This window comes from Streptomyces albireticuli (genome assembly GCF_002192455.1).
Taxonomy (GTDB): domain Bacteria; phylum Actinomycetota; class Actinomycetes; order Streptomycetales; family Streptomycetaceae; genus Streptomyces; species Streptomyces albireticuli_B.
Window position 1 is genome coordinate 5062758 of the sequence record NZ_CP021744.1, and the last position, 26756, is coordinate 5089513.

22 protein-coding genes and 1 pseudogene are annotated in these 26756 nt (G+C 75.8%); 12 read left to right on the forward strand and 11 right to left on the reverse strand.

Annotated features, from left to right (window positions below):
• Positions 1–20: 20 nt before the first annotated feature.
• Together SMD11_RS21860 and iolC are read right to left on the reverse strand one after the other, a co-directional pair.
• The gene (locus SMD11_RS21860) at positions 21–908 is read right to left on the reverse strand and encodes a Cgl0159 family (beta/alpha)8-fold protein (protein WP_087928049.1); all 888 of its coding nucleotides are present in this window, start codon (positions 906–908) and stop codon (positions 21–23) included.
• A 431-nt stretch (positions 909–1339) separates the two neighbouring features.
• Positions 1340–2329: pseudogene (gene iolC / locus SMD11_RS21865) on the reverse strand (5-dehydro-2-deoxygluconokinase); the annotation flags it as partial.
• Positions 2330–2511: 182 nt separating this feature from the next.
• On the opposite strand from iolC, the gene SMD11_RS21870 reads away from it, so the two are divergent.
• The 4 genes from SMD11_RS21870 (at position 2512) to SMD11_RS21885 (ending at position 5974) form a co-directional block, all read left to right on the forward strand.
• Positions 2512–3429, forward strand: a complete 918-nt coding sequence (locus SMD11_RS21870; protein WP_087928050.1) for a sugar phosphate isomerase/epimerase family protein — start codon at positions 2512–2514, stop codon at positions 3427–3429.
• Positions 3430–3475: 46 nt separating this feature from the next.
• Entirely contained in the window at positions 3476–4498 is a 1023-nt protein-coding gene (locus SMD11_RS21875) for a Gfo/Idh/MocA family protein (RefSeq protein WP_087928051.1), read from the forward strand.
• A 17-nt stretch (positions 4499–4515) separates the two neighbouring features.
• Entirely contained in the window at positions 4516–5517 is a 1002-nt protein-coding gene (locus tag SMD11_RS21880; RefSeq protein WP_087930660.1) for a Gfo/Idh/MocA family oxidoreductase, read from the forward strand.
• A 250-nt stretch (positions 5518–5767) separates the two neighbouring features.
• The gene (locus SMD11_RS21885; RefSeq protein ID WP_087928052.1) at positions 5768–5974 is read left to right on the forward strand and encodes a helix-turn-helix transcriptional regulator; all 207 of its coding nucleotides are present in this window, start codon (positions 5768–5770) and stop codon (positions 5972–5974) included.
• Positions 5975–6003: 29 nt separating this feature from the next.
• Here the strand turns inward: SMD11_RS21885 and SMD11_RS21890 are convergent, their stop codons facing one another.
• Entirely contained in the window at positions 6004–6399 is a 396-nt protein-coding gene (locus SMD11_RS21890) for a VOC family protein (RefSeq protein WP_087928053.1), read from the reverse strand.
• 171 nt (positions 6400–6570) lie between these two features.
• On the opposite strand from SMD11_RS21890, the gene SMD11_RS21895 reads away from it, so the two are divergent.
• The gene (locus SMD11_RS21895; protein ID WP_087928054.1) at positions 6571–8688 is read left to right on the forward strand and encodes an FUSC family protein; all 2118 of its coding nucleotides are present in this window, start codon (positions 6571–6573) and stop codon (positions 8686–8688) included.
• 272 nt (positions 8689–8960) lie between these two features.
• Here the strand turns inward: SMD11_RS21895 and SMD11_RS21900 are convergent, their stop codons facing one another.
• Positions 8961–9563, reverse strand: a complete 603-nt coding sequence (locus tag SMD11_RS21900; protein WP_087928055.1) for a TetR/AcrR family transcriptional regulator — start codon at positions 9561–9563, stop codon at positions 8961–8963.
• A gap of 86 nt (positions 9564–9649) precedes the next feature.
• Here SMD11_RS21900 and SMD11_RS21905 point away from each other — a divergent pair, with 86 nt between their 5' ends.
• The 3 genes from SMD11_RS21905 (at position 9650) to SMD11_RS21915 (ending at position 13453) form a co-directional block, all read left to right on the forward strand.
• On the forward strand, positions 9650–10177 hold the full coding sequence (locus SMD11_RS21905) for a PH domain-containing protein (RefSeq protein ID WP_087928056.1): 528 nt from the start codon (positions 9650–9652) through the stop codon (positions 10175–10177).
• Positions 10174–11700 carry a PH domain-containing protein gene (locus SMD11_RS21910; RefSeq protein WP_087928057.1) on the forward strand — a complete coding sequence of 509 codons (1527 nt, stop codon included), beginning with the start codon at positions 10174–10176 and terminating at the stop codon, positions 11698–11700. The genes SMD11_RS21905 and SMD11_RS21910 overlap by 4 nt, the downstream gene beginning before the upstream one ends.
• Positions 11701–11767: 67 nt before the next feature.
• Complete coding sequence (locus SMD11_RS21915; RefSeq protein ID WP_087928058.1) at positions 11768–13453, forward strand: sigma-70 family RNA polymerase sigma factor; 1686 nt, start codon at positions 11768–11770, stop codon at positions 13451–13453.
• A 294-nt stretch (positions 13454–13747) separates the two neighbouring features.
• Here the strand turns inward: SMD11_RS21915 and SMD11_RS21920 are convergent, their stop codons facing one another.
• Genes SMD11_RS21920 through SMD11_RS21930 form a run of 3 tightly spaced genes read right to left on the reverse strand, consistent with a single transcriptional unit; the run spans position 13748 to position 17156 of the window.
• On the reverse strand, positions 13748–14506 hold the full coding sequence (locus SMD11_RS21920) for a succinate dehydrogenase/fumarate reductase iron-sulfur subunit (protein ID WP_087928059.1): 759 nt from the start codon (positions 14504–14506) through the stop codon (positions 13748–13750).
• Positions 14503–16449, reverse strand: coding sequence for a fumarate reductase/succinate dehydrogenase flavoprotein subunit (locus tag SMD11_RS21925; RefSeq protein ID WP_087928060.1), 1947 nt, complete (start codon positions 16447–16449; stop codon positions 14503–14505). The genes SMD11_RS21920 and SMD11_RS21925 overlap by 4 nt, the downstream gene beginning before the upstream one ends.
• 2 nt (positions 16450–16451) lie before the next feature.
• Complete coding sequence (locus SMD11_RS21930; RefSeq protein WP_087928061.1) at positions 16452–17156, reverse strand: succinate dehydrogenase cytochrome b subunit; 705 nt, start codon at positions 17154–17156, stop codon at positions 16452–16454.
• Between the two features lie 88 nt (positions 17157–17244).
• Here SMD11_RS21930 and SMD11_RS21935 point away from each other — a divergent pair, with 88 nt between their 5' ends.
• A complete protein-coding gene (locus tag SMD11_RS21935; RefSeq protein WP_087928062.1) occupies positions 17245–18168 on the forward strand; it encodes a LysR family transcriptional regulator in 924 nt (307 codons plus the stop codon).
• A 7-nt stretch (positions 18169–18175) separates the two neighbouring features.
• Here SMD11_RS21935 and crcB (SMD11_RS21940) read toward each other — a convergent pair whose 3' ends face one another.
• The 4 genes from crcB (SMD11_RS21940) to SMD11_RS21955 form a co-directional block, all read right to left on the reverse strand.
• Entirely contained in the window at positions 18176–18535 is a 360-nt protein-coding gene (crcB, locus tag SMD11_RS21940) for a fluoride efflux transporter CrcB (RefSeq protein ID WP_087928063.1), read from the reverse strand.
• Positions 18532–18876, reverse strand: a complete 345-nt coding sequence (locus tag SMD11_RS21945) for a DUF190 domain-containing protein (protein WP_087930661.1) — start codon at positions 18874–18876, stop codon at positions 18532–18534. Before SMD11_RS21945 ends, crcB (SMD11_RS21940) begins: the two co-directional genes overlap by 4 nt.
• Positions 18877–19172: 296 nt before the next feature.
• Complete coding sequence (gene crcB / locus SMD11_RS21950; RefSeq protein WP_087928064.1) at positions 19173–19643, reverse strand: fluoride efflux transporter CrcB; 471 nt, start codon at positions 19641–19643, stop codon at positions 19173–19175.
• Positions 19644–19897: 254 nt separating this feature from the next.
• Positions 19898–21004: a styrene monooxygenase/indole monooxygenase family protein gene (locus tag SMD11_RS21955; RefSeq protein WP_087928065.1), complete on the reverse strand. Its 1107-nt coding sequence runs from the start codon at positions 21002–21004 to the stop codon at positions 19898–19900.
• Positions 21005–22104: 1100 nt separating this feature from the next.
• Between SMD11_RS21955 and SMD11_RS21960 the strand changes: the two genes are divergently transcribed.
• From SMD11_RS21960 to SMD11_RS21970, 3 genes are all read left to right on the forward strand, one after another.
• On the forward strand, positions 22105–23073 hold the full coding sequence (locus SMD11_RS21960; protein ID WP_234366124.1) for a polyprenyl synthetase family protein: 969 nt from the start codon (positions 22105–22107) through the stop codon (positions 23071–23073).
• A gap of 255 nt (positions 23074–23328) precedes the next feature.
• Entirely contained in the window at positions 23329–23568 is a 240-nt protein-coding gene (locus tag SMD11_RS21965; protein ID WP_087928066.1) for a chaplin, read from the forward strand.
• 291 nt (positions 23569–23859) lie between these two features.
• Complete coding sequence (locus SMD11_RS21970) at positions 23860–26466, forward strand: ATP-binding protein (RefSeq protein WP_234366125.1); 2607 nt, start codon at positions 23860–23862, stop codon at positions 26464–26466.
• Positions 26467–26756 lie beyond the last annotated feature (290 nt).

Here is a 26756-nt window from a genome sequence, read left to right on the forward strand (position 1 = left end):
CGCCGCGTCGGGCACGGGCGTCACAGCAGTCCTACGGCGGTGTCGACGGCACCCGCCACGTCCCCGTCGGCGGGGTAGAGCAGCGAGCGGCCGGCGACGAGTCCTTGCACGGTCGGCAGCCGCAGCGCGGCACGCCATCTCCCGAACGCCGCGTCCTGGCCCCCGGGGCCGTCCGCGAGGTCCCCGCCCAGCAGCACGGCCGGGAGCGTGGAGGTCGCCATCACCCGGGCCATGTCGGCCGGGTCGTCCGTGACCGGCACCTTCAGCCAGGTGTACGCGGAGGTGCCGGCGAGCCCCGAGGCGATGGCGATGGACCTGACGACGGCCTCCGCGCCCAGGTCGTTGACCACCCGCCCGGCCACCCGCCGGGAGACGAACGGCTCGACGAAGACGGGCAGCCGGAGGGCGGCCATGGCATCGACGGCACGGGCGGCCGAGTGCAGGGTGCGCAGCGAGCCGGGGTCGTCGTGGTCGATGCGCAGCAGCAGCTTGCCCGCGTCGAAGCCGAGCCCGGCCAGGTCCTCGGGGCGGTGGCCGGTGAAGCGGTCGTCCATCTCGAAGGCGGCGCCGGCGAGTCCGCCGCGGTTCATGGACCCGATGACGACCTTGTGCTCCAGGGCGCCGAGCAGCAGCAGGTCGTCGAGGACGTCGGCGGAGCCGAGGACCCCGTCGACGCCGGGCCGGGAGAGGGCGAGGCAGAGCCGCTCCAGGAGGCCGGCGCGGTCGGCCATGGCGAGCGGGCGGTCGCCGACGGCGAGGGCACCGCGCGCCGGGTGGTCGGCGGCGATGATCATCAGCCGCCCGCTGTCCCCGACGAGCGGCCGCCGGGCCCGCCGGGCGGCGGCCTCGGCGACGGCTTCGGGGTGCCGGGCCCGCACCCGGGCGAGATCGGCGAGGGCGACGGTCACGAGCGGGGCGCCTCCTGTCCGGGGCGGGGCGGCTTGCCACGCCGGGCGGCCTTGGGCCGGGCCCGGGCCCCCCGCCGCGCCTGCGGCGGGGGAGCGGGCGCCTTCGGGGGGTCGTCGGTGCCGCTTTCGGGAGGTGGGGGTCCTTCGGGTGGGGTGCCGGGGGCGCCGGACGGGTCGGCGGTGGCGGGGTGGGCGGGGCCGGGACCGGCCTCGGCCGGGCCGCCGGTGCCGGCCGAGGCGTGGTCGGTCGTATCTGCCCCGGCCGGGTGGCCGATCCGCCCCTCGGCCGGGGCGCCGCTGCCGGCCGCGGGCGCCTCGTCCGTACCGGCGTCCGCCGGGGCGCCGGTGGCGGTCCCCGCGGGAGTGCCGGTGCCGCCCCCGCCCGTTCCCCCGGGCCCGGGGCCGCCGCTCCCCCCGCCGCCCGGCGGTGTCGCCAGCAGGGCCTCCACCTCCTCCGGTGACGGCATCGCCGACGAGCAGGCGATCCGCGTGGCGACCAGCGCGCCCGCCGCGTTCGCGTAGCGCACCACGCGCTCCAGGTCCCAGCCGGCCAGCAGGCCGTGGCAGAGCGCGCCGCCGAACGCGTCGCCCGCGCCGAGGCCGTTGACGACCTCGACGGGCACCGGCGGCACCTCGACCGTCGTGCCGTCGCGGTGGACGGCGAGGACGCCCTTCGGGCCCTGTTTCACGACGGCGAGCTCGACGCCGGCGTCCAGCAGGGACCACGCGGCCGCGTACGGATCGCGCTCGCCCGTGGCGACCTCGCACTCGTCGGCGTTGCCGACGGCGACCGTGGTGTGGGCGAGGGCCGCCGCGTAGAACGGCCGGGCCGCGGCCATCGCGGCGGCGCCCGAGGCGCCGCCGTCCGTCGAGGCGCCGCCCGCCCCGCCCCAGAACAGCGGCCGCCAGTCCAGGTCGAAGACCGTCGTGCCGCGCTTGGCGCGGGCCGCGAGCGCGGCCAGCGTCGCCGCCCGGCTCGGCTCCTCGCACAGCCCCGTGCCCGTCACCCAGAGGATCCGGGCGGCGCGCAGCGCGTCCAGGTCCAGCTCGGCGGTGCGGATCTCCAGGTCGGGCGCCTTGGGCCGGCGGTAGAAGTACAGCGGGAAGTCGTCGGGCGGGAACATCTCGCAGAACGTGACGGGCGTGGGGAGGCCGGGGACGGGGGTCACCCACCGGTCGTCCACCCCGAAGTCCCGCAGCGCCTCGTGGACGTACGCGCCGAAGGGATCGTCGCCGGTGCGGCTGACGAGCGCCGCGCGGCGGCCGAGCCGGGCCGCGGCGACCGCGACATTGGCCGCCGACCCGCCCAGGAACCGGCCGAAGGTGTCGACCCGCGCGAGCGGCACACCGGTCCTGAGGGGATAGAGGTCCACCCCGACCCTGCCCATCGCGAGCAGGTCGTACGGTCTCGGCTCGGTCATGGGGTCAGGTCTAGCCGGGCCCGCACGACCATGTCAAGGAATTGTCCTTACATATAGACGTACTCTCGGGGTGACTTGACGTTACGTCCGTATGTCCGGACGAACCCTTGACACCTCCCCACCCCGCGGGGAAGCTACGGACGAAACCGCCCCGCGGCCCGAGGACCGAGGAGACCCGCCCCATGTCCGCCAGCCCCCCGCCCGCACCCGCGTCCCGCATCCGCGTCGGATCCGCCCCGGACTCCTGGGGCGTCTGGTTCGCCGACGACCCCGCGCAGGTCCCCTGGCGGCGCTTCCTCGACGAGGTCGCCGACGCGGGCTACGCGTGGATCGAGCTGGGCCCGTACGGCTATCTGCCCACCGACCCGGCCCGGCTGCGCGACGAGACCGGGCGGCGCGGGCTCACGGTCTCCGCGGGCACGGTCTTCACGGCGCTGCACCGCGGCCCGGCGGTCTGGGACGCGACGTGGGAGCACGTCGGCCGGGTCGCGGAGCTGACGCGCGCGACGGGCGCCCGCCATCTGGTCGTCATCCCCGCCTTCTGGCGCGACGACCGGACGGCCGAGCGGATCGAGGACCCCGAGCTGACGGCGGATCAGTGGCGGGAGCTGACCACGGGAACGGAGCGGCTGGCCCGCGAGGTCCGCGAGACGTACGGGCTCGACATCGTCGTCCACCCGCACGCCGACACCCACATCGACAGCGAGGCGCACGTCGAGCGCTTCCTGGACGCCACGGACCCCGGGCTCGTCAACCTCTGCCTGGACACCGGGCACTACGCGTACTGCGGCGGCGACAGCGTCAAGCTCATCGAGACCTACGGCGAGCGGATCGGCTACCTCCACCTCAAGCAGGTCGACCCCGGGGTGCTCGCGGACGTCCGTGCCAAGGGCACGCCGTTCGGGCCCGCCGTGCGCCAGGGCGTGATGTGCGAACCGCCGGGCGGCGTACCGGCGCTGGAGCCCGTCCTGGCCGCCGCCGCGAAGCTCGACGCGGAGCTGTTCGCCATCGTGGAACAGGACATGTACCCGTGCCCGCCGGACCGCCCGCTGCCCATCGCCCGCCGCACCCGGCGCTTCCTGCGCGGCTGCGGCGTCTGAGCCCCGGCGGGCCGGTACGAACCCTGTACGAGTCAGGAGTCACACCATGACGCAGCACAGCACGCTGGGCGTCGCCGTCGTCGGCACCGGGCGGATGGGCGCCGACCACGTCCGGCGGCTCGACGCGGTCGTCAGCGGCGCGCGGGTGACGGCCGTGGTCGACATCGACGGCGACCGGGCCAAAGGCACAGCCCGCGGCCTCGCGGGCTGCACGGCCTACACCGACGCGGCCGCCGCCATGGCCGCGCCCGACGTGGACGCCGTGCTGATCGCCTCGCCCGGACCGGCCCACGAGGCGGCGCTGCTGGCCGCGTTCGCGCACGACCTGCCGGTGCTGTGCGAGAAGCCGCTCACGCCGGACGCCGCGGCGGCGCTGCGGGTGATGGAGGCCGAGACCCGGCTCGGCCACCGGCGCGTACAGGTCGGCTTCATGCGCCGGTACGACGCCGAGTACCTGCGGCTCAAGGCCCTGCTGGACGGCGGCGGGCTGGGCCGGCCGCTGATGCTGCACTGCCGGCACCGCAACGTCGGCACGCCGCCCGGCTTCACCGAGCAGATGATGATCAACGACTCGGTGGTGCACGAGATCGACGCGGCCCGCTGGCTGCTCGGCCAGGAGATCACCGCCGTCACCGTCCTGCGGCCCCGCCCCTCGGCGGGCGCGCCCGAGGGCCTGGGCGACCCCCAGCTCGTCCTTCTGGAGACCGCCGGCGGCGCGGTCGTCGACGTGGAGGTCTTCGTCAACTGCGGCTTCGGCTACCAGGTGAGCTGCGAGGCCGTCGGCGAGCGCGGCGCCGCCCGGCTCGGCGACGACCACGGGCTGTACGTGACCGCGGCCGGCCGCTGGGGCGGCGAGATCGCGCAGGACTACGTGGTCCGCTTCGAGGACGCCTACGACCGCCAGGTGCAGCGCTGGGTCGACGCCACCCGGCGCGGGGAGACCGAGGGTCCGAGTGTCTGGGACGGCTACGCGGCGGCGGCCGTGTGCGAGGCGGGCGTACGGGCCCAGGCGACGGGCGCCCGGGTCACGGTGGAACTGGCGGCGCGGCCCGCGCTGTACGGAGGCTGAGCGGGATGGGCACCGGGATGCGCGTCGGCCTGCTCGGCGCGGGGCGCATCGGCGCCCGCCACGCGGCGTCCCTGGCCGGGACGGACGGCGTCGCCGGGCTGGTGGTCGCGGACGCCGACCCGGACCGGGCGGCGGCCGTGGCCCGGGAGACCGGCGCCCGGCCCGCGCGCTCGGTGGACGAGGTGTTCACCACGGCAGGCGTCGACGCGGTGGTCGTCGCCACCCCGACCGCCACGCACGCCGGGCTGGTCGGCCGGGCCGCGCGGGCCGGGCTCCCCGTGTTCTGCGAGAAGCCCCTCGCACCGGACGTCGCGGGCACGGAAGCCACCCTGCGCGCGGCCGCGGCGGCGGGCACCCTGCTCCAGATCGGCTTCCAGCGGCGCTTCGACGCCGGGTTCCTGGCGGCCCGCGAGGCCCTGCGGAGCGGGGCGCTGGGGCGCGTGCACACCATCCGCTGCGTCACCTCGGACGCGGCGCCGCCGCCCGCCGACTTCCTCGCCCGGTCCGGCGGGCTGATCCACGACTGCATGATCCACGACTTCGACGCCGTACGGTGGCTGACGGGCCGTGAGGTGGTGGAGGTGTACGCCCGCGGCTCGGACGCCGGGGGAGCCCTCTACCGCGAGGCGGGGGACGTCGACACGGCCTGCGCCCTCCTCACCCTCGACGACGGCACGCTCGTCACGGCCACCGCGACCCGCTGCAACGGCGCGGGCTACGACGTCCGCACGGAGCTGTCCGGCGAGCGGGACCAGTGGGTGGCCGGGCTGGCCGCCCGTACGCCCGTGACCTCCGCCGAACCGGGCCGCTCCACACCGCCGGAGCGGCCGTGGGCGGACTTCCTGGAGCGCTTCGCGGACGCGTACCGCGCGGAGCTGGCGGCCTTCGTCCGCGCCGCGCGGGGCGAGGCGCCCAACCCCTGCCCCGGCGAGGAGGGGCTGCGCGCGCTGCGGATCGCCGTGGCCTGCGAGACGTCCCGGCGGGAGGGGCGGCCGGTGCGGCTGCCGGAGGCGGCGTGAGCCGCCCCCGGGCCTGAGACGTACCCGGGCCGTATCCGAACCGCGCACGCGCCGCCTCCCCCGTGCCGTCATCCTCCGGTTACGAGCGTCACGTTTCCGCGAGCCTTGCGTCACAGGAGTCCGACAGGCGTCCCCGCCTGGTCACTCTGCGTCGTTCCCCGGGCGCAGGCTCAAGTGATCGAGACAGCCGACCCGCGGCTCCCCCACGGATCCCCCTCCGTCGCCGCGGTACGGCGGAGAGGCGCGAGAGATGACCGACCGTCGACTCTGGTCCTACAAGGAGATCGCGGCGCACATCGGTGTGCAGACCGACACCGTCCGGACCTATCGCAAGCACGGCATGCTTCCCGCCCCCGACCTCACGGAGGGCGGCAAGCCCTACTGGTTCGCGGACACGATCCGCGCCTGGGTCGCCGAACGGCCCGGCAACCGCTCCCGCCGCGACCAGAAGGGCTGACCGGCCCGGAGAACCGGACCCGGCCGGTCCTACGCCTCCGAGCCGCCGCTTCCGTACGGGCGGGTGAGGAGCTCCATGTAGTGGCCGGACGGGTCCAGGAAGTACACGCCGTAGCCGCCGTCGTTGCGGTTGATCTCGCCGGGCCTCCGCCCGGCGGGGTCGGCGAAGAACGCGGTGCCGGTGGCCTTGATCCGGTCGAACATGGCGGGGAACTCCGCCTCGGGCACCAGGAACGCGTAGTGCTGGGGGGTGATGCTCCCGGGGTCGACGGTGGCGTAGTCCAGGGCGACGCCGTTGCCGGTGACGACGGGCAGGAACGGGCCGGCCGGCTCGCCGACCTCCAGTCCCAGGATCCCGGCCAGGAAGGCGGCGGCGGCCTCGCGGTCGCGGGAGTGGACGATGGTGTGGTTCAGCTCGACTGACATGGGTGGAATGCCTCCAACGGGCATCTCACAGACACCTCCGCGCTCCACCGTGGCGGTGGCAGCGTGCGATGCCATGACGGTTTCCTATCACACGTATTCGCGGCCCCGACGCGCCCGCCGCCGGAGCCCGGGAGTCCGGTCCGGTGCGGGCGGGATCGTAAGCTCGGGGGCATGACCTGGTCGAGTGCGCTACGGAAGTCCGTTCGGGCCGGCCTCACGGTCGAGCGGACCCCCCTCACGCCGCTCCTCGCCCTGCGCGGCACCCTCGGGGTCGCGATCGTGATCGGGCTGATGCTGTGGCTCGGGACGCCCAAGCTCGCGGTGTCGTCCGCGTTCGGCGCCTTCGCCGCGGGCGTGGCCACCTTCCAGCGCAGCTGGCGGCCCCGGCCCGTGCTGGCCCTCGCGGTGGCGGTCGGCCTCGCCGTCAGCACCTTCCTCGGCTACGTCGCCGCCGCCGACCACCTCGCCTTCGCCGTGCTGCTGGGCGTCTGGACGCTGCTGGCGGGCATGGCGTGGGCCATCGGCCCGGTGTCGGGCCTGGTCGCGACCCAGACCATCGCCGTCATGCTGGTCACCGTCACCCTGCCGACCTCCGTGGCCGGCGCCCTGCACCACGCCGGGCTGATCGCCTTCGGCGGGCTCGTCCAGGCCGCGCTCATCGTGCTGCTGCCCATCAGACCCTGGGGCCTCCAGCGGGACGCGCTCGCCGACGCGCTGGCCGCGGAGGCGGACTACGCCCGCCGGCTCCGCCACGACCCGGTGGCACGCTTCGACCCGCAGCCGCTCATGGACGCCCGCGAGGCCGCCGAGCTGACGCCGCGCCAGGCCCGCAGCCGGCCGCGGCAGCTGGGCGGGCCGCGCGGCGTCGCCGAGCGGATCCGGCCGGTGCTCGCCTCGCTCGCCGACCCCGTCCTGGGCGCGCCCGCCGAGGGCCCCGAGCGCGACCGGGCGCGCGACCTGCTGGGCGCCGCGGGCTCCGTCCTCGACTCGGTGGCGCGCGCCATCCGCTGGGGCAGGCCCGTGCGGCTCTCGCCCGAGGCGGTGGACACACTGGAGGTGCCCGAGTCCGGGCCCATACTCGACGGCGCCGCGCGGCGCTCCGCGCTCCGGCTCATCGCCCTGCTCGGCGACGCGGTCGAGGCCACCGACGAGCCCGTCCGCACCACCGCCCCGCAGAACGGGGACCCGAAGCGGGAGCCCGGCAAGGAACACCGGCACCTGCTGCGGCCCTCCGTGCCCCGGCTGGTCCCGGTCGCCCTGCGCGCGCTGCGCCGCGAGGCGCGCTGGTCCTCGCCGATCGGCCGGCACGGCGTACGCATAACGGTGGTCGCGCTGATCGGCTACGCGCTCGGCAGCGCCCTCCCGCTGGGGCACGGCTACTGGGTGCCGCTGACCTCGGTGATGGTGATGCGGCCCGACTTCGGGCAGACGTACTCGCGCGGCGTCGGCCGCTTCGTGGGCACCGTGGTAGGCGTGCTGATCGCCGGTGCTCTGATGGCCGCCTTCCACCCCGGCACCTGGGTGTGCGCGGCGCTCGCGGTGCTCTGCATCGGGCTGATGTACCTGCTGATGGGCACGGGCTACAGCGTGGCGTCGGCCTGCATCGCCGGGTACGTCGTCTTCCTGCTCGGCATCGCGGGCGAGGGCTGGTCGCAGACCGTGCAGGCGCGCGTGGCCCTCACCCTGCTCGGCGGGCTGCTCGCGATGGCCGCGTACGCCCTGTTCCCCACCTGGGAGACGCCCCGGCTGCGGGACCGGCTGGGCGACTGGCTGGAGGCCAACGGCCGCTACTCCCTCGCCGTGCTCGGCGCGTTCGCCGAGCCCGCCGAGGCCAAGCCGCGGCGGGTGCGCGAGGCGCTGCTCGACTCCCGGGCGGCGCGCACGGCCTGGGAGGACGCGGCCGCCCGCGCCCTCACCGAGCCCGTGCGCCACCGCGGCATCTCCCGCACCGCCGAGCGGGCGGCGGAGTCCGCGCTGGCGACGATGGGCCGGGCGACGATGCTGATGGAGGCCCACCTCCCGGACCGCTCCACCGACCCGTCCAAGGGCGCCGCCGCCTTCGCCGAGGCCCTCCGCGCCGCCCTCCCCGACACCGCCGCGGCCGTCCGCGAACGCCGCGAACTGGACTGGTCGGCCCCGCGCGCGGCCCTCGACGCGTGGCGCGCGGAGGCGGGCGACACGGGGGTGGCGGTGCGGGGGGCGGAGCTGCTGATGGAGGCGCTGGAGGAACTGGCGACGGCGCTGTCGCCGGGGCCGGGCGGGCGGAACCGGGCGGCGCGGCGGGTGTAGCGGGGGTGTGGTGGCGGGTGTGGTGCGGGGGTGCGCCTGCGGCGGGCCTTTTCCCCACCCCGCCCCTTCCCGGAACCGGGGGCAAGCCCCCGGGCCCCCTTTCCGCGCTGACGCGCGGTGTCCTCAAGCGCCGGACGGGCTGAAATCAGCCCGTCCGGCGCTTGAGGACCGGGGTCCGGGGCGGAGCCCCGGTTTCGGGAAGGGGCGGGGCTGGGGAAAGGCCCCGCGCAGCGGCACCCCCACCCCGCACCCCGCCGCACCCCCACCGCCCCTCACCGCCCCCCGAACAACCGATCCAGATGCCCCGACACCAACCCCAGCGCCTCCTCCGCCGACCAGACCTCCAGCACCGCGTAACTCGCCAGCCCGTCCACCAGCGCGATCAGCAGCGCCGCCTCCACCTCCGGATCCCGGTCCGCCGCCACCTCCCCGCGCGCCTGCCCCTCCCGCACCCGCGCCGCGAAGAACGCCCGCAGCCCGGGGATCCCCTCCTTCGCGTGGCGGCGCAGCCGCTCGTCGTGGACGGCCCGGACGAAGTACGCGATCTGTACGAGGTGGCCCGTACGGCTCTTGTCGTCCAGCGGGAGCATCTCCCGCGCCGACCCCAGCAGGACGTCGCGCGGCGACGGCTCCCCGGAGAGGGTCCGCAGGCGTTCACCGACGCGCCGCGCGGCGAGGTCGCTGATGTGCTCCAGGGCGAAGACGAGCATCTCGTCCTTGCTGGCGAAGTAGTGCTGGAGCTGGCCCAGCGAGATGCCGGCCTCCGCCGCGACGTCCCGCAGGCTCGCGCCGTCGAGCCCCCGCGCACAGGCGATCCGCCAGAGCGCCTCCGCGATCCGGGCGCGGCGCTCCTCGTGGTCCACGCGCTTCGGCACGCCGGTCCCTCCATTTCACAAGTCGTTTGTATTGCTATAGCTTAGCGCCGCCAATACAACTGACTTGGAAAGAATCGGGGGCAGTGATGGCCGCACACCGGCACCACCCACAGGCCGGGCTCCGCCCGCCGCGCCACGCGGCCGACCCGCGCGCCCGCCGCTGGTGGACGGTGCAGGCGCTGCTCACCCTCAGCGGCCCCCTGCTGCTCACCGCCGTCGCGCTGCTCGTCCTGTCCCTGCTCTTCTTCCCCGGCGCCCTGCCCTGGCTCGGCCCCCTGCTGCTCGTCGTCCTCGTGCTGCCCGCCCTCGGCTACCTCCTGGCCATGCCGCGCCTGCGGTACCGCGTCCACGCCTGGGAGCTGGGCGAGTCCGCGGTCTACGCGGCGAGCGGCTGGTACCGGCACCGGCGCCGCATCGCCCCGCTCTCCCGCGTCCAGACGGTCGACACCACCCGCGGCCCCCTCCAGCGGGCCTTCGGCCTCGCCACGGTCACCGTCACCACCGCCTCCACGGCCGGCGCCGTGAAGATCCACGGCCTGTCCGACGCCGACGCCCGGCTGCTGGCCGAGCGCGTCGCCGACGCGGCCCGCCTGGTCCCGGAGGACGCCTCGTGAGCACGCCCTGGCGCACCCTCGACCCGCGGACCGTCCTCGTCCACTGCGCCTGGCTGGGCGCGCCGCTCGGCTCGCTCGGCCTCACCGCCCTCGCCACCGGTGGCCGCCTCGACGCCCGCGCCTGGATCACCCTCGGCGTCGTCGGCGCGGTCTTCGCGTGCCTCACCACCGCGGGCCTGATCACCTGGCGGCGCACCCGCTACCGCGTCACCGCCGACTCCTTCGAGCTCCGCACCGGCCTGTTCACCCGCCGCACGCGCGCGATACCCCTGCGCCGCGTGCGCAACGTCGACCTCACCGCCAACCCCGTCCAGCGCGTGCTCGGCCTCGCCGTGCTGCGCGCCGGCACCGGCGGCCACGGCGGGGAGCTGTCCCTGGACGCCCTCGCCCGCCCCGAGGCGGTACGGCTGCGGGCCGAGCTCCTCGCCCGCGCCGGGGCCCGCGAGGCCGCCGACCCCGTCCTCGCCACCGCCGATCCGCGCCGGCTGCGCTACGCCCCCCTCACGTTCTGGGTCTTCGGCGGCGTCTTCGTCACCGCCGGCGCGCTCTGGCGGGTCCTCGACGGCATCGGCGTCGAACCCTGGCGGATCGGCGTCGTCCGCCGGGCCTTCCAGGAGTTCGGGCACAGCGCCCTCTGGCTCACCGTCCCGCTCGCCCTCCTGGCCGTCACCCTCCTCGGCGTCGTCGGTGCCGTGGCGCTGTACGCCGAGAACTGGTGGAACTACCGCCTGGAGTGGACCGACGCCGACACCCTGCGCGTCCGCCGGGGCCTGTTCACCACCCGCTCCGTCTCCGTCGAACGCGCCCGGCTGCGCGGGGTGACCCTGCGCGAGCCGCTGCTGCTGCGCGCCGGCGGCGGCGCCTCCGTACGGGCGGTGGCGGGCGGTCTCGGCGACCGGGAGGAGAACCGCCGGCGGAGCGTCGTCCTGCCGCCCGCCCCGCGCGCGGAGGCGCTGCGGGTGTGCGCGGGCGTGCTCGGCGGGGCGGACGGGGCGGACGGGGCGGGCGGGGCCGGTGCGTCCGCCCTGTCCGGCGAGGCCGTGGACGGGGGCGGGCTGCGGCCGCACCCGCGCGCCGCCCTCCGCCGCCGGGTCGTACGCGCCCTCGCCTGGGCGGTCCCGCTGCCCACCGCGGCCCTCGCCGTGACCGGGTGGCTGTTCGCGCCCGTCCTGCTGTACTGCGCGGCGGGCTACGCGCTGCTGGCGGCGCCGCTCGCGTACGCCCTGGCGCGGGACGCCTACCGCGGCCTCGGGCACGGGGTGCGGGGCCGCCACCTGGTCGTACGGTCGGGCACCTTCGGGCGGGAGACGACCGTCCTGGAGCGCCGGGCCGTCCAGGCGTGGACGTTCACGGACACCCCGTCCGGCCGCCGGAACGGGCTCGTCACCGCGACGGCGGCCGTCGCCGGGGGAGAGGACGGATACCGCATTCGGGATATGTCGGCGGATGACGCGGCACTCTTCGCGGACGCCGCAACTCCGGGCATCCTGGCGGAATTTCTCGCACCTTCGTCCGTACGCTGAAGTTTTTTTCCCACTTTTCGTTATCCCGCGTACCCTCTCGCGTCTCCCATGTGTCGGACCGAACGGAATGAGGTGGCGGAGCGTGAAGAGTGAGAGCGTGGCCGTGGTCGAGGCGGCGCGAGCCGGGGACCCGGCGGCACAGGACCAGCTCGTCGCCGCCTACCTGCCACTCGTCTACAACATCGTCGGACGGGCGCTGAACGGCCACGCCGACGTCGACGACGTGGTGCAGGAAACCATGCTCCGCGTCATCAACGGCCTGGAGGAGCTGCGCGACCCCGCGTGCTTCCGCTCCTGGCTCGTGGCCGTCACCACCAACCAGATACGCAGCCACTGGCGGGACCGCCCCGAGGCACCCGTCAGTGGTCTTCAGGAAGCCGCCGAAGTACCCGACCCCCGCGCGGACTTCGTCGACCTGACCATCGTCCGCCTCGGCCTCCAGGGGCAGCGCAGGGAGGTCGCCGAGGCCACCCGCTGGCTCGACGAGGGCGAGCAGACCGTCCTGTCCCTGTGGTGGCTGGAGGCCGCCGGCGAGCTCACCCGCGCCGAGGTCGCCGCCGCCCTGGAGCTGTCCGCCGCGCACACGGCCGTCCGCGTGCAGCGCACCAAGGAGCAGCTCGACACGGCGCGCGGGATCGTACGGGCCCTCGCCGCCGCCCCGCGCTGCCGGGAGCTCGCCGAGCTCACCGCCCCCTGGGACGGCGTCCCGTCCGCCCTGTGGCGCAAGCGCATCGCCCGCCACGCGCGCGGCTGTGCCGCCTGCGGCGGGGCCTGGTCGGCGCTGGTGCCCGCGGAGGGACTCCTCGTCGGCCTCGGCCTGGTGCCGGTCGCCGGGGCGCTGCTGGGCTGGTGGGGCGGCGGCGCCGTGGTCGGCACGGACGCCATGGCCCCCACCGCCGCCACGACGGCCATGCCGTCCGTGACGGGTGCGGGGCGCCACCGTACGGGCGCCGGCGACGGCGGGACCCGTGGCGGCGGCCACCGCGCGCGGCGGCCGCGCACCGCCAAGCGGGTCGCGGTCGGCGCGGCCGCGCTGGCCCTCCTGACCGGCGGCGTGGTGGGCGGCATGGAGCTCTTCACCGGCTCCCCCGACCGCGAGGACCGGCCGGTGAAGGCCGGCGAGGAGCTGCCCGGCCAGGTCAGGCCGCTGGGCGCGGAGGGCTCCGCGCGGCCGTCCTCGCCGTCCGCCTCGGCCAGTGCCTCCGCCGGTGCGAGCGCCTCCCCGAAGGCGAGCGCTTCCGCGTCCGCCTCTGCCTCCGCCCCGGCGAGCGCGTCCCCGAGCGGCGGTGCGGACTCCCCGTCGCCGAAGGCCGGCGCCACGACGGAGGCCGCCAAGCCGAAGAAGTCCAAGGCCCCGTCCGGCGTCACGGGCGGCGGCCTCGCCCAGCAGGTCACGGCCCTCGTCAACACCGAACGCGCCAAGGCCGGCTGCGGCCCCCTCACTCAGAACAGCCTCCTCGACGCAGCCGCGCAGGGCCACTCCGACGACATGGCCGCCCGCGGGTTCTTCGACCACACCAACCCGGACGGGGCGGGGCCGGGGGAGCGGGTGACGGCGGCGGGGTACCGCTGGAGCACGTACGGGGAGAACATCGCTCGCGGGCAGCGGAGTGCGGCGTCGGTGATGGATTCCTGGATGAACAGTGACGGGCACCGGAAGAACATCCTGAACTGCTCGTTCAAGGAGATCGGGGTGGGGGTGAACCACGCGGCGGGTGGGCCGCGGTGGACGCAGGTGTTCGGGGCGCGGTGAGTCCGGGGGTGGGGGTGCGCCTGCGGCGGGCCTTTCCCCACCCCGCCCCTTCCCGGAACCGGGGCTCCGCCCCGGACCCCGGTCCTCAAGCGCCGGGCGGGCTGAGTTCTCGCCCGGAACCGGGCGAGAAAGCCGTCCCTGACACAGGGGAAAGCCGACTTCGGACAGGGGCAAAAACCAGCCCGGCCGGCGCTTGAGGCCACCGCGCGTCAGCGCGGAACGGGGGTCCGGGGGCTTGCCCCCGGTTTCGGGAAGGGGCGGGGCTGGGGAAGAAGCCCCGCGCAGCGGCAACCCCTACCCGCCCCGCCGTGCCCCGCCCCGCAGCGACGCCCGCAAGAACTCCCGGTTCATCGTCGCGATCGACTGCAAAGGAATCCCCTTCGGGCAAGCCGTCGCACACTCCCCCGTGTTCGTGCACCCCCCGAACCCCTCCGCGTCCATCGCCCCCACCATGTCCAGCACCCGCGACCCCCGCTCCGGTCCGCCCTGCGGCAGCACGTTCAGGTGCACGACCTTCGCCGACGTGAAGAGCATCGCCGACCCGTTCGGGCAGGCCGCCACGCACGCCCCGCACCCGATGCACTCGGCGTGCTCGAAGGCCAGGTCGGCCACGGGCTTGGGCACGGGCGTGGCGTGGGCCTCGGGCGCGGAGCCCGTGGGGACGGAGACGTAGCCGCCGGAGCCGATGACGCGGTCGAACGCGGACCGGTCCACGACCAGGTCCTTCACGACGGGGAAGGCCGCCGCCCGCCACGGCTCGACGTCGACGGTGTCGCCGTCGGTGAAGTGCCGCATGTGCAGCTGGCAGGTGGTGGTCCGCTCGGGGCCGTGCGCCTGGCCGTTGATGACCATGCCGCAGGCGCCGCAGATGCCCTCGCGGCAGTCGTGGTCGAAGGCGACGGGCTCGTCGCCGGCGAGGATCAGCTCCTCGTTGAGGTGGTCGAGCATCTCCAGGAAGGACATGTCCTCGCTGATGCCGGAGACCTCGTAGGAGGTCATGGCGCCCGCCGCGTCGGCGGTGCGCTGGCGCCAGATGCGCAGGGTGAGGTTCACGCGTAACTCCGCTGGGTGGGGTGGACGTATTCGAAGGTCAGCTCTTCCTTGTGGAGGACCGGAGCGCGGCCCGTCCCCGTGAACTCCCAGGCCGCCGCATACGAGAACGTGTCGTCCTTACGGGCGGCCTCGCCCTCCGGCGTGCGGCTCTCCTCGCGGAAGTGGCCGCCGCAGGACTCCGTGCGGTGCAGGGCGTCCAGGCACATCAGCTCGGCGAGTTCCAGGTAGTCGAAGATCCGGTTGGCCTTCTCCAGCGACTGGTTGAGCTCCTCGCCCGTACCCGGCACCTTGACGCGCCGCCAGAACTCCTCCCGCAGGGCGGGGATGCGGCCCAGCGCCTTGCGCAGCCCGGTGTCGGTGCGGGCCATGCCGCACTCGTCCCACAGCAGCTCGCCGAGCTCGCGGTGGAAGGAGTCGGGGGTGCGGTCGCCGTCGACGGCGAGCAGCCGGGCGAGCCGGGCGGTGACGCCCTCGACCGCCTCGGTGACGGCCGGGTGGGCCGGGTCGACGGGGGTGTGCGGGTGGCGGGCCAGGTAGTCGTTGATGGTGGCGGGCAGGACGAAGTAGCCGTCGGCCAGCCCCTGCATCAGCGCGGACGCGCCCAGCCGGTTGGCACCGTGGTCGGAGAAGTTGGCCTCGCCGATCGCGAAGAGGCCGGGGACCGTGGTCTGGAGGTCGTAGTCCACCCACAGGCCGCCCATGGTGTAGTGGATTGCCGGGTAGATCCGCATGGGGACCTCGTACGGGTTCTCCGCCGTGATCCGCTCGTACATCTCGAAGAGGTTGCCGTACTTCGCCTCGACGGCCTTGCGGCCCATGCGGGTGATCGCGTCGGCGAAGTCGAGGTAGACGCCCTGGCCGCCGGGGCCGACGCCGCGGCCCTCGTCGCAGACGTTCTTCGCGGCCCGGGAGGCGATGTCGCGCGGGACGAGGTTGCCGAAGGAGGGGTAGATCCGCTCCAGGTAGTAGTCGCGCTCGTCCTCGGGGATCGAGGCGGGCGGGCGGGTGTCGCCCTTGGCCCTGGGCACCCAGATGCGGCCGTCGTTGCGCAGCGACTCGCTCATCAGCGTCAGCTTGGACTGGTGGTCGCCGGAGCGCGGGATGCAGGTGGGGTGGATCTGCGTGAAGCAGGGGTTGGCGAAGTGGGCGCCGCGGCGGTGGGCCCGCCAGATCGCGGTGGCGTTGGAGTTCTTGGCGTTGGTGGAGAGGTAGAAGACGTTGCCGTAGCCGCCGGAGGCGAGGACGACCGCGTCGGCCATGTACGTGCCGACGTCGCCCGTGATCAGGTCGCGGGCGACGATCCCGCGGGCCCGCCCGTCCACCACGATCAGGTCGAGCATCTCCGTGCGGGCGTGCATCTCGACATTGCCCGCGTCGATCTGCCGGCTCAGCGCCTGGTAGGCGCCGAGGAGCAGCTGCTGGCCCGTCTGGCCCCGGGCGTAGAAGGTGCGCGAGACCTGCACGCCGCCGAAGGAACGGGTGTCGAGGAGGCCGCCGTACTCACGGGCGAAGGGCACGCCCTGGGCCACGCACTGGTCGATGATCTCCACCGAGACCTGGGCGAGCCGGTGCACGTTGGACTCACGGGCGCGGAAGTCGCCGCCCTTGACGGTGTCGTAGAAGAGCCGGTGCACGGAGTCGCCGTCGTTGCGGTAGTTCTTCGCGGCGTTGATGCCGCCCTGCGCGGCGATGGAGTGGGCGCGGCGCGGCGAGTCCTGGTAGCAGAACTGGACGACGTGGTAGCCCTGCTCGGCGAGGGTCGCGCCGGCCGCGCCGCCCGCGAGGCCGGTGCCGACGACGATGACGGTCTGCTTGCGGCGGTTCGCGGGGTTGACCAGCTTGGCCTCGAAGCGGCGCCGGTCCCAGCGCTCGGCGATCGGGCCGCCGGGGGCGGCGGTGTCGGTGACCGGCTCGCCGGTCGTGTAGTGCGTGTAGTCGGACATGCTCAGCTCACGACTCCAGTCATGACTCCCACGGGCACGGCGATGAAGCCGCAGGTCAGCACCAGCGCCAGCGCGTTGGCCAGGGTCTTGAACAGCCGGTCCCGGCGCGGCGAGTTCGCGCCCAGGGTCTGCGCGGCGCTCCAGAACCCGTGGCGGATGTGCAGCCCGAGGGCCAGCATCGCCACGATGTAGAGGGCGGTGACGGGCGGCCGGTCGAAGGAGGCGACGAGGTTCTCGTACGGGCGGCCCTCCTCGGCGTTGGGGTTCACCGTGAGGGTGGTCAGGTCGAGGATGTGCCAGACGATGAAGAGCCCGAGGATCACCCCGCCCCAGCGCATCGTGCGCGTCGCGTAGCTCGCCCGGCGCCGGGTGTGCGCGTACTTGCTCGGCCGCGCGGCCAGGTCGCGGCGGCTGAGCTGGAACGCGGCCACGCCGTGCAGCACCACCGCCGTGCCCAGCACCACCCGGGCGATCCACAGGAACCACGCGTGGTGCAGGAAGGGCTCGCCCACGGTGCGGATCCAGGCCCCGTAGTGGTTGAACTCCCCGGCCCCGAAGAACACCTTCAGATTGCCCAGCATGTGGGCGACCAGGTACGCCAGCATGATCACGCCGGTGACCGCCATGACCGCCTTCTTGCCCACGGTCGAGCGCCACACGGAGCCGATGAGGGACGGAGTCCGTTCCGTCCGGGTCGCCAGTGCCATGGGACCCGACGCTAGGACCGGGATGTTCGATCCGTCCAAGACATGGTGGAGCTGGTTTCGATAGGAGATGCCTATATACGATGCTCGGGTGCAGTTTCAGCAGCTCCGCTACTTCGCGACTCTTGCCGAAGTCCGTCACTTCACCCACGCGGCGGAGGCGCTGCACGTCGCGCAGCCCTCGCTCTCGCAGCAGATCCGCGCCCTCGAACGGGAGCTGGGCGCCGCCCTCTTCCACCGCGCCCGGGGCAACATCACGCTGACGGACGCGGGCGAGGCGCTGCTGCCGCTGGCCCGGCAGATCCTCGCCGACACCGAGACCGCGCGCCGCGAGGTCGAGGAGGTCGTCCAGCTGCGGCGCGGACGGGTCCGGCTCGGCGCCCCGCCGAGCCTGTGCGCGAGCCTGGTCCCCGACGTGCTGCGCGCCTACCACGCCCGCTACCCCGGCATCGAGCTCGTCGTCGACGAGGGCGGCTCGCAGGACCTGGTCCGCACCCTCGCGGCGGGCGGCCTCGACCTGGCCCTGATCATCACGCCGCTCGCGGTCGGCGCCCCCGCCCTGGCCGCCACCGAGCTCCTGCGCGAGGACCTGGTCGTCGTCTCCGCCCCCACCGCGCCCCCGCCCACCCGGCGCCGCGCGCTGCGCGTGGCGGACCTGGAGGGCCTGCCGATGGTGATGTTCCGGCGCGGCTACGACCTCCGCGAGATCACCACGGCGGCCTGCCGGGCGGCGGGCTTCGAGCCGGTGTTCACCGTCGAGGGCGGCGAGATGGACGCGGTCCTCGGCTTCGTCCGCGCCGGGCTCGGCCTCGCCGTCGTCCCCGGTATGGTCGCGGCCCGCTCAGGGCTGCGCGTCACGCCCTTCGAGGGCACCCGGATGCGGCGCACGATCGCGGTGGCCCACCGTAAGGACGTCGCGCCGCCGAGAGCGGCACGGGAGCTGCGGGCGGTGCTGCTGGAGCACCTGGGGGTACGGGAGGGCGGGGGCCCGGCGGGCGACCCTCACCTCGGCTGACCGGCCGTCACCCCCACAGCGCCCCGCCCAGCGCGACCCCCGCCCACGCCGCGCCCAGGCCGGCCGCCACGCTCCCGAGCACGTTCGCCGCCGCGTAGCCGCGGGCGCCGGTGGCGGCCAGGTTCAGGGTCTCGTAGGAGAAGGTGGAGTACGTGGTGAGCGCGCCGCAGAAGCCCGTGCCCAGGAGCAGCCGGAGGTGGTCCGGGGCGGCGGCGGTGAGGACGCCGAGGACCAGGCAGCCCACGACGTTCACCGTGAACGTGCCCCAGGGGAGCACGGAGTCGTGCCGGGCCTGCACGGCCCGGTCGGTGAGATAGCGCAGCGGGGCGCCGGCCATGGCACCGCCGACGACGAGCAGCCAGTTCACGCGGGGCGCCCCCCGCCGCCGGGCCGGCGGACGACCTCCACCTCGTCGAGGACGACCAGCCGGTCCGCGCCCAGGAGCTCGTCCAGGACGGGCAGGAACGCCCGTACGCGCTCCTCGGTGTCGACGATCACGACGGCCACCGGCAGGTCCTCGCTGAGGGACAGCAGCCGGGCGGTGTGCACGACCGAGGAGGCGCCGAAGCCCTCGACGCCGTGGAAGACGCTCGCGCCCGCCAGCCCCGCGGCGTGGGCGCGGTGCACGATCTCGGTGTGGAGGGGGCGGTGGTGCCAGGTGTCGGAATCGCCGAGGTAGACCGTGAGCCGGAGGGCGGGGCGGCCCAGGGGAGTGGTGGGGGCGGGTGTGCCGTTCGGGGACGAGTCCTCAGGGGGCGCGCCGGGATCGGTCGTGCCGTCCGGGGGCGCGCCCTTCGGGCTCGCGCCGCCGGGGGCCGCGCCGTGTCCGGGCCGGCCGTCCGGGGACGAGCCGTCGGGGGCCCCGCCGGGGCTCGGCCTGCCGTTCGGCGACGAACCGTTGGGGGACGTGCCGTTCGACGAACCGTTCCGGGACGCGCCGTCGGCGGGCGTGCCGCCCCCGGGCGTCCCGTTCGGACCGTTCGTCCCGTTCGGAAGCTTCGCGTTCATCCCGTCCTCCCTTCCGTGAGGCGCCGGGTCGCGGCCGCCGCCGCCCACACCGCCGCCAGCGCCGCGACCGGCGTGCCCACGCAGTACGCGACCGCCGTCGGCAGCCGCCCGTCCTCGGCCAGCCGCCGGACGTCCACCGCGTACGTGGAGAACGTCGTGAAGCCGCCGAGGACCCCGGTGCCGAGGAACGGCCGCAGCAGCCGGTGGGGTGCCGGAAGCCCGGCGATGACCGTAAGGAGGACGCCGATCAGGGCGCACCCGGCGGTGTTGACCAGGAACGTGGTCCAGGGGAAGGCCCCGCCCGCCGTCGGCCACAGCAGGCCCGCGCCGTAGCGGGCGGCCGCGCCCAGGCCGCCGCCGAGCGACACGGCGCAGACCACCGCCCCCTGCCCGTCCCGCCGGGGCCGGGCGCGGCCGGGCGCGCGCAGCCCGGGGCCGCTGTCTGCCACTGCCCGTGACGGGCCCATCTCCGCCTCCTACTCGCAGACCCCCTCGCGGAGGCGCGGTCGTACGCAAGTAGGGACCGTCGGCGGCGTCCGCGCCGCGGTTCGGGTACGGCGGGCCCCACCGCCGCGCGGCGGCCCGTCCGAGGCCGCCGGATCCGGGGCCGTACGGCCGGGAACAGGCGGGTGACCGGCACGGCCGCCACCGGATTCCAGGCTACCGGCGGGGCACCGGGACGGCGCGAGGGGCCGCCGGCGCCCCCGGCGACGGGCCGGGCTCAGGCGCTGCCCGCCGGGGCCCGCCCCGTCACGGCCGTCAGATAGGCGTCGGCCCGGTCGGCGTCCATGAACCAGTCCTGGAGGCTCGCCGGGTCCGCGTAGCCGTTGAAGTACCGGTGCGCCACCTCGGGGTGGCCGGCCGCCGCCTCCAGGATCCGCGCGGCGTGCCCGGGCAGCGGCTCCAGCAGCATGTTGGAGAAGGCCGTCACATGGCGGGCGTGCTCCCAGTACGCGGCGAACGTCCGCAGCATCCACGTGCGGTCGAACGGCCGGTCGCCGTGGGCCAGGACGGCCCGGAGGTAGGTGTCGGCGCAGCGGGCCGCGCTGTTGGCGCCCTGGCCCGACACCGGGTCGTTGAGGACCACCGCGTCCGCCATGCCGAGGACGTGACGGTCCTCCGCGACCCGCGCCACCGGGTGCCGGACGACGGGGGTGACGGCGCCGGTGAGCGCCGCGCCCGCGTCCGTCGGCTCCAGCCCCGCGCACAGCTCGTACTCCCACGGCAGGTGGGTCCGCAGCAGCTCCAGCGTCCGCGCGGCCGTCGCGTCCGGCCCGGGGCGGTCCTGCCAGCAGTCGAAGGGGCCGCCCGGCCGGGCCGTCCACATCAGCATCGCGCACGGCCCGGACACGGTCGTGCCCTCCATGGCGAAGAACTCCCCGAGGTCCGCCACGGGGTTGGTCCGCACCTGCGCGCCGGGGGCCCGCGGGTCCCGGGCCACGCCGTGCGCGTAGAGGGCGGCCAGGTGCCGCCGGGGACGGTCGTACGGGCTGTGCCGCGCGTCGCGGCCGAAGATCTCCGAGAGCGGGCCGTGCCCGGTGGCGACGACCGTCAGATCGTGCGCGGCGGCGATCCGTTCCAGCTGACCGGGCTCGACCGCGCCGTACTCCACCCGGCCGCCGCGCTCCTCCACCAGCTCCAGCCAGCGGGCCGTCTTCACCCGCTGGTCGACCGACCGCGCCGGCTCGTCGAGCGTCGCGCTCAGCCGGGCGGACAGGGTGCCGGGCGGGTCGGCGGCGGCCAGCCGCAGGCCGGTGAGCGGGGGTGCCTCCGCCTCCCACAGGTCCAGGCCGGCGGCGCGCTCCAGGGCGAGGGCGGGGCCGAACATGACCTGGGTGGAGAGGACGCGGCCGGTCCGGAGCCGCTCGGGGGTACGGGCGGCGTGGACGGTGACTTCGTAGGCGGGGCTGCCGGGGGCGCCGGGGCCGCCCGAGCTGCCGGGGCCGCCGGCGTCGGGGGTGTCCCGGGAGCCCCCGGTGTTCTGGGCGCTTCCGGCGTCCTGGGCGGTGCCGGTGCCTCCGGTGTCCCTGACACCTCCGGTGTCGCCGGCAGCTCTGCTGTCCCCACCGCCCCGGCCGCCTCCGCTGTCCCCGCCGCCCCGGTGGTCCCGGCGTTCCCCGGACCCTCCCCGGCGCGCCCGGCCAGCAGCCCCAGGGCCAGCTGGAGCCCCGCCTGCCCCGCGCCGACAATCGCGATCCTGCGCACCGCCGCCTCCACCGGGCCCGGGGGTCGCCCGCCGCGTGACCGCCGCGTGGTCCGAATCCGACGGCCCGGGGTCCTCGTCCGGGGCCGTGTCCATGGTCGGAAAGCCGGGTCCTCATCCGTTGTAGCGGCGTCCGGCGCCCGGTGTACAGACGCCGCGTGGGTGCCACGGCCGGCCCCGCCCCCGCCCTCGCCCCTGCCTACGCCCCGCCATCGCCCTCGCCCTCCGGCCCTCCCTCGCCCGGGGCCCCGGGAATTGGCCTGATGTGTGCCAGGGACACCGACCCCGGCGGCCGGGGTCGGCGCCGGGCACCCGGCCACCGGACCCCGGTCGAAGGCCCGTACGACCGTGACGTGCGGTGGCGCGCGCCCCGGCACACCCACCGCCCGCCCCGGTCACGGCCGGACCGATTTCGCGCATCTGCGCAACAGCCGAATATGAGCCACATTCACGTGCGCCCGACCCCCGCCCGCCGGGGCAGGAACCCCCCTCGCGGGACAAGAGCGCGCAACGGGCGCACCAGGAGACACGGGGGGCGCCCGCATAAAGGCCCTGCGGCCCCTCGGCGCGCCCCAGGCATGACCCATTCCGGTATGGCAGGAAACCGTCGCTTCCCGCGCGCTGCGATGGGAAGTCTTACGGCCGGTCACGCTCCGCCGATGCGAGCGGAGCATCCGCCCGGCAGGGTCGGTCGCAGGGCCGAAGCCGATCCAGGGAGGCACACGATGACGACGCAACCCAGGCTGCCGCGCGCGGTGGCGCCCCAGGAGATGGCGCCCCAGCTCCAGCGCGCCGGGATGCTCGACCGGGTCGAGGAGCGCCTGCGCGGGCTCCTCAACGACGAACACCGGCGCTGGCGGACCGCCGACACCCGGGGCGCGGGGCTGATCGAGTCCCTCGCCGAGCTCGTCGCCGTGGGTGTCGACCGGGTCCGTCCGCTCATCCTCGTCACCGGGTACCTCGCGGCCGGCGGCGACCCCGAGGCGCCCGAGGCCGTGGACGCCGCGGCCGCGCTCGAACTCCTCGACACCTGCACCCTCATCCGCGGTGACGTCCGGGACAACGCGGCCCTGCGCCGGGGCATCCCCGCCCTCCACGTCAGCCGGGCCGCCGAGCACGAGCGGAACGGCTGGGCGGGCGAGGCCCGGCGCTTCGGCGAGTCCACCGCCACCCTCGCCGGCGACCTCGCGCTCTCCCTCGCCGACCGGCTCGCGGCGCGGCTGCCCGGCACCGCCTGGCAGCTCTGGGACGACATGCGCGTGGAGCGGGCCGTCGGCACGTACGCCCACGAGGCCATGGCCGCCGAGTATCTCGACGACCCGTGGCCGGGGCGGTGCATATCGGGATGCGACCGCGGCTGCGGCGCCGGCTGGTACGCCGTCCGGCACCCGCTGCGGCTGGGCGCCGCCCTCGCCGACCGCCCCGACCTGGAGGTCCCGTACGACGCCTACGCCCGCTCCCTGCACGCGGCCTGGCGGCTGCGCGGCTTCCTCGACGGCGGCCCCGAGTACGACTGGGACGCGGAGCTGCTGCGGGAGATCCTCCTGGAGCGGGAGGAGCGGGGCATCGCGGAGCGCCTCATCCGGGAGCTGGTCGACCGCGCCTCGCGCACGGCGGCGGCGTCGCGGCTGGCGGCCGGGTGGCGGGAGGAGCTGGAGGCGTTCGCGGTGCGGATGGCGGCGGAGCCCGCGTAGGCGGCGGGGCGGGGCGAGGGAAAGGCGGGCGTTGCCACGGTGTGAGGTGCTGTCACGGCGGCGCCACGGCCCGCCCCCGGGGCCACCGGTCCCACTCTCCCTCCTGCCCGGAGAAATGACCGTAATGCACGGGCGAAATCAGGAATCACCCGTCCGCGCCATGTACGAAACCTTTGCGAGCGATCGGCGTTGATCCGGGCCCCGACCGTCACCGGCCGGGTGCCCTCCAGAACGACCGAGCAAAGGTGTCTCCGCATGTCACGTATCGCCAAAACAGCAGTTCTGACCGCCACCGTCGGCGCCACGCTCGCGGGCCTGACCGGCAGCGCCGTGGCCGACGCCGGCGCCAACGGCGTGGCCGCCGCTTCGCCGGGCGTCATCTCCGGGAACGTCATCCAGGTCCCGATCCACGTTCCGATCAACCTGTGCGGCAACACCATCGACATCATCGGCCTGCTGAACGCGGCGTCCGGCAACACCTGCATCAACGCGTGACGCCGGCCTGCGGGGCGACGACCCGCGGGTGATGTGCGAGCAGCCGGCGGTCCCGGGCGCCCCGTCCAGGACCGCACCCGTGTGGCGCCCTCGATCCTTCGCGGGCGCCATGCCAGTTCCCCGGCTTCCCCAGGTCTCCCCGGCTTCCCAGGTCTCCCGGCCGCTCCGGATCCGGCCCATCCCGTACCGCCACGGGGGAAGTTGCCGCCCGGCGGGAAACGGCCCACGGTCTTGATCCTCCCGATAGCGTGACCGGATCGGTGGGTGGGGCGCGAGTGGGGGAGGGGACGGGTGGATCCGTTCACGATGGCGGCGGTGCTGACGGCCGTCGAGACGGCGACCTCGGGGGCGCTGTCCGGCGCGGCGGGGGAGATGGGCCGCCGCACCACGGAGGGGCTGGCGGGCCTCGTGCGGCGGATGTGGCGCCGTGGCGATGACCCGGGCGGCGATCCCGCGAGCCCCGCGGACCCCGCGCCCGACGCGACGACCGGGGACGGCGAGGGACGGCCGCCCGGCGCGGCGGGGACGACGGGAGCCCCGGCGGTGCCGACCGACGCCGGCGAGCGCCGTGCCCTGGCCGCCCTGCTGATCGAACAGGCCCGCCGCGAGCCCGTGTTCGCCCGCGACCTGGAGGCGTGGCTGCGCGAGGCCGCGCTGGTCGGCGACACCGCGCGTGCCACGCGGGCGGCCGTACCTGCGGCACCGTCCCGCCCGAGACTCCTCCCGCCGGGAACGGCGGCCTTCACCGACCGCGAGCACGTCCTGACCGCCGTCATGGAGCTGCTGGACGGTACGGAGGAGGAGCCGGACGTGTACGGGCGGGCCGCGCACGGGAGTTCCGGGCCCGGGAGCTCCGGGCCCGGCCAAGACCCGTCGGCCTCCGGCGCGCACGCCGGTGACGCCTACGGGCCCGTAGGCGCCCCGCGCGTCGTCCTGCTCACCGGCCCGGGCGGCATCGGCAAGACCGCCACCGCCGTGCACTGCGCCCGCGCGCTGTCCGGCCGCTTCCCCGACGGGGAGCTGTACGCCGACCTGCGCGGAGCGACCGCGTCCGGTGCCGCCGCGCCCTCCGGGGCGCTCGTACGCTTCCTGCACGGCCTCGGCGTGCCGCCCGGGCTGGTGCCGGCCGACGAGCGGGAGCAGACCGACCTCTACCGCGACCGGACCGCGGGGCGGCGGATGGTGGTCGTGCTCGACAACGCCCACTCGGCCGCCCAGGTCGCCCCGCTGCTGACGGCCTCGCCGGGCTCGCTCGTCCTCGTGACGAGCCGTCACCGGCTGCCCGAGCTCGTCCGCGACCACGGCGCCCGGCCGATCCGGCTCGGCCCGCTCTCCGGCGCCGACTCCGTGCGACTGCTCACCCGCCTCGTGGGCCGGGAGCGCTTCGCCGCGCAGCGGACGCGCGCCGAGGCGGTGACGGCGCGGTGCGGCGGGATACCGCTGGCGCTGTGCGAGACGGGCGCCCGGGTGGCGGTGCGGGAGCACCTGAGCTGGGAGACCCTGGAACGGGAATTCGCGGCGGCGGGAGCGGGGATGCCGGACCGCCGGGGTGACGGCGCGGGCGACGGACCGCGGGTGAGCCCGCCGGATCCCGTCCAGCTGACCACGGACCTCTCCTACCGCGACCTCGCCCCCGAGGCGGCCCGCCTCTACCGGCTGCTGGGCCTCTGCCCCTGGCCGGAGATCTCCGTCGGCGCGGCGGCGGCCGCCGCGGACGTCCCCGAGGCCGAGGCCCGCGCGCTGCTCGACGGCCTGGCCGGGGTGCACCTCCTGGAGGAGGTCGGCGAGGAGCGCTACCGCTTCCACGACGCGGTGCGGCGGCACGCCGAGCGGCGCGCCCACGCCGAGGACGGCCGCACGGGCACGGCGGCGGCCGTGCGCCGGACGGTCACCTGGTACCTGCGCTTCGCGGCCGGGGCCGACGCCCGTGTCATCCCCGGCCGCTGGCACCTGGGCCCCGCGTACGACCGGTTGCCCCGGCAGGCGGCGGACCGGGCCCCGGAGGCCGCCCGGGCCGCCCTCGCGGAGCTGCGGCGCGAGCGCGAGAACCTCGCCGAGGCCGTACGGGCCGCCGAGGAGTACGGCTTCGACGAGCTGGCCTGGCAGCTGTGCGAGGCGATGTGGGGCCTCCATCTGCGCCTGGGCTTCCACGAGCAGTGGATCGCCACCCATCTGCGGGGCGTGGCGGCGGCCCGCCGCGCCGCCGCCGCGTTCGGGGACCCCCGGGCTGAGGGCCGGATGCGCACCCAGCTCGCCTTCGCCTACATGGGCCTGGCCCGGCCGTCCGACGCCGAGGACGAGCTGACCGCCGCCGCGGCGGCCGACCAGCGCGCGGGCCACCGGCGCGGCCAGGCCACCGCCGTGGAGTCCCTCGGCCTGCTGTGCCTGCGGCAGTGGCGCTACGAGGACGCGGGGCGGCACTTCCGCCAGGCGCGGTCGATCCTCTCCGGCATCGCCCCGGGCGAGGACGGCGAGGCGGACGTACCGCGCGCGCTCGCCCTGCTGGAGCACCACCTCGGCCGGGCCCTGCGCGGCCAGGGCGACTTCGCCGGGTCCGTGGACCGCCTGCGCTCCGCGCTGGCCCTCTTCGAGGCCCTCCCCCTGCGCGACCGCTACAACGAGGCCCGCGTCCGCACCAGCCTCGCCGAGACCTTCCTCGCCGCCGGCGACCCCACGGGCGCCCGCGCCCCGCTGGACGAGGCCCTGGCCGTGCTGGAAGCGGAAGGAGCCCTCCTCCACGAGGCGGACGCGACGGAACTCCGGGCGCGCTGCGGGACGGACCGGGCGGAGGAGACGCGCTTCCTGGAGAAGGCCCGGAGGCTGTACGAGCGGGCGGGGGACGCGGGCGGGGTGGAGCGGGTGACCGCGCGCCTGGGCGAGGCGGGCAGGGGCCGGTAGGGGCACGGGTCCTCCCCGGAAGCCTCGCCCCTTCCCGGGACCGGCGGGGGCGGTGCTCCGGGGATGCCCGGCTCGGCGGTCGGTTTCCGGCGCGACACCCTCGGTGACTTCGGCGGTGGGTGCGTGGTTGTTGCCCTGGCCCCGCTTCTCCCGGGACCGGTGGGGGCGGTGCTCCGGGGATGCCCGGCTCGGCGGCAGTTCTCCGGCGCGGCACTCTCGGTGACTTCGGCGACTTCGGTGGCGGGTGCCGGGGTCGGTGGGCGCGTGGATGTCGCCCCGGCCCTACCCCT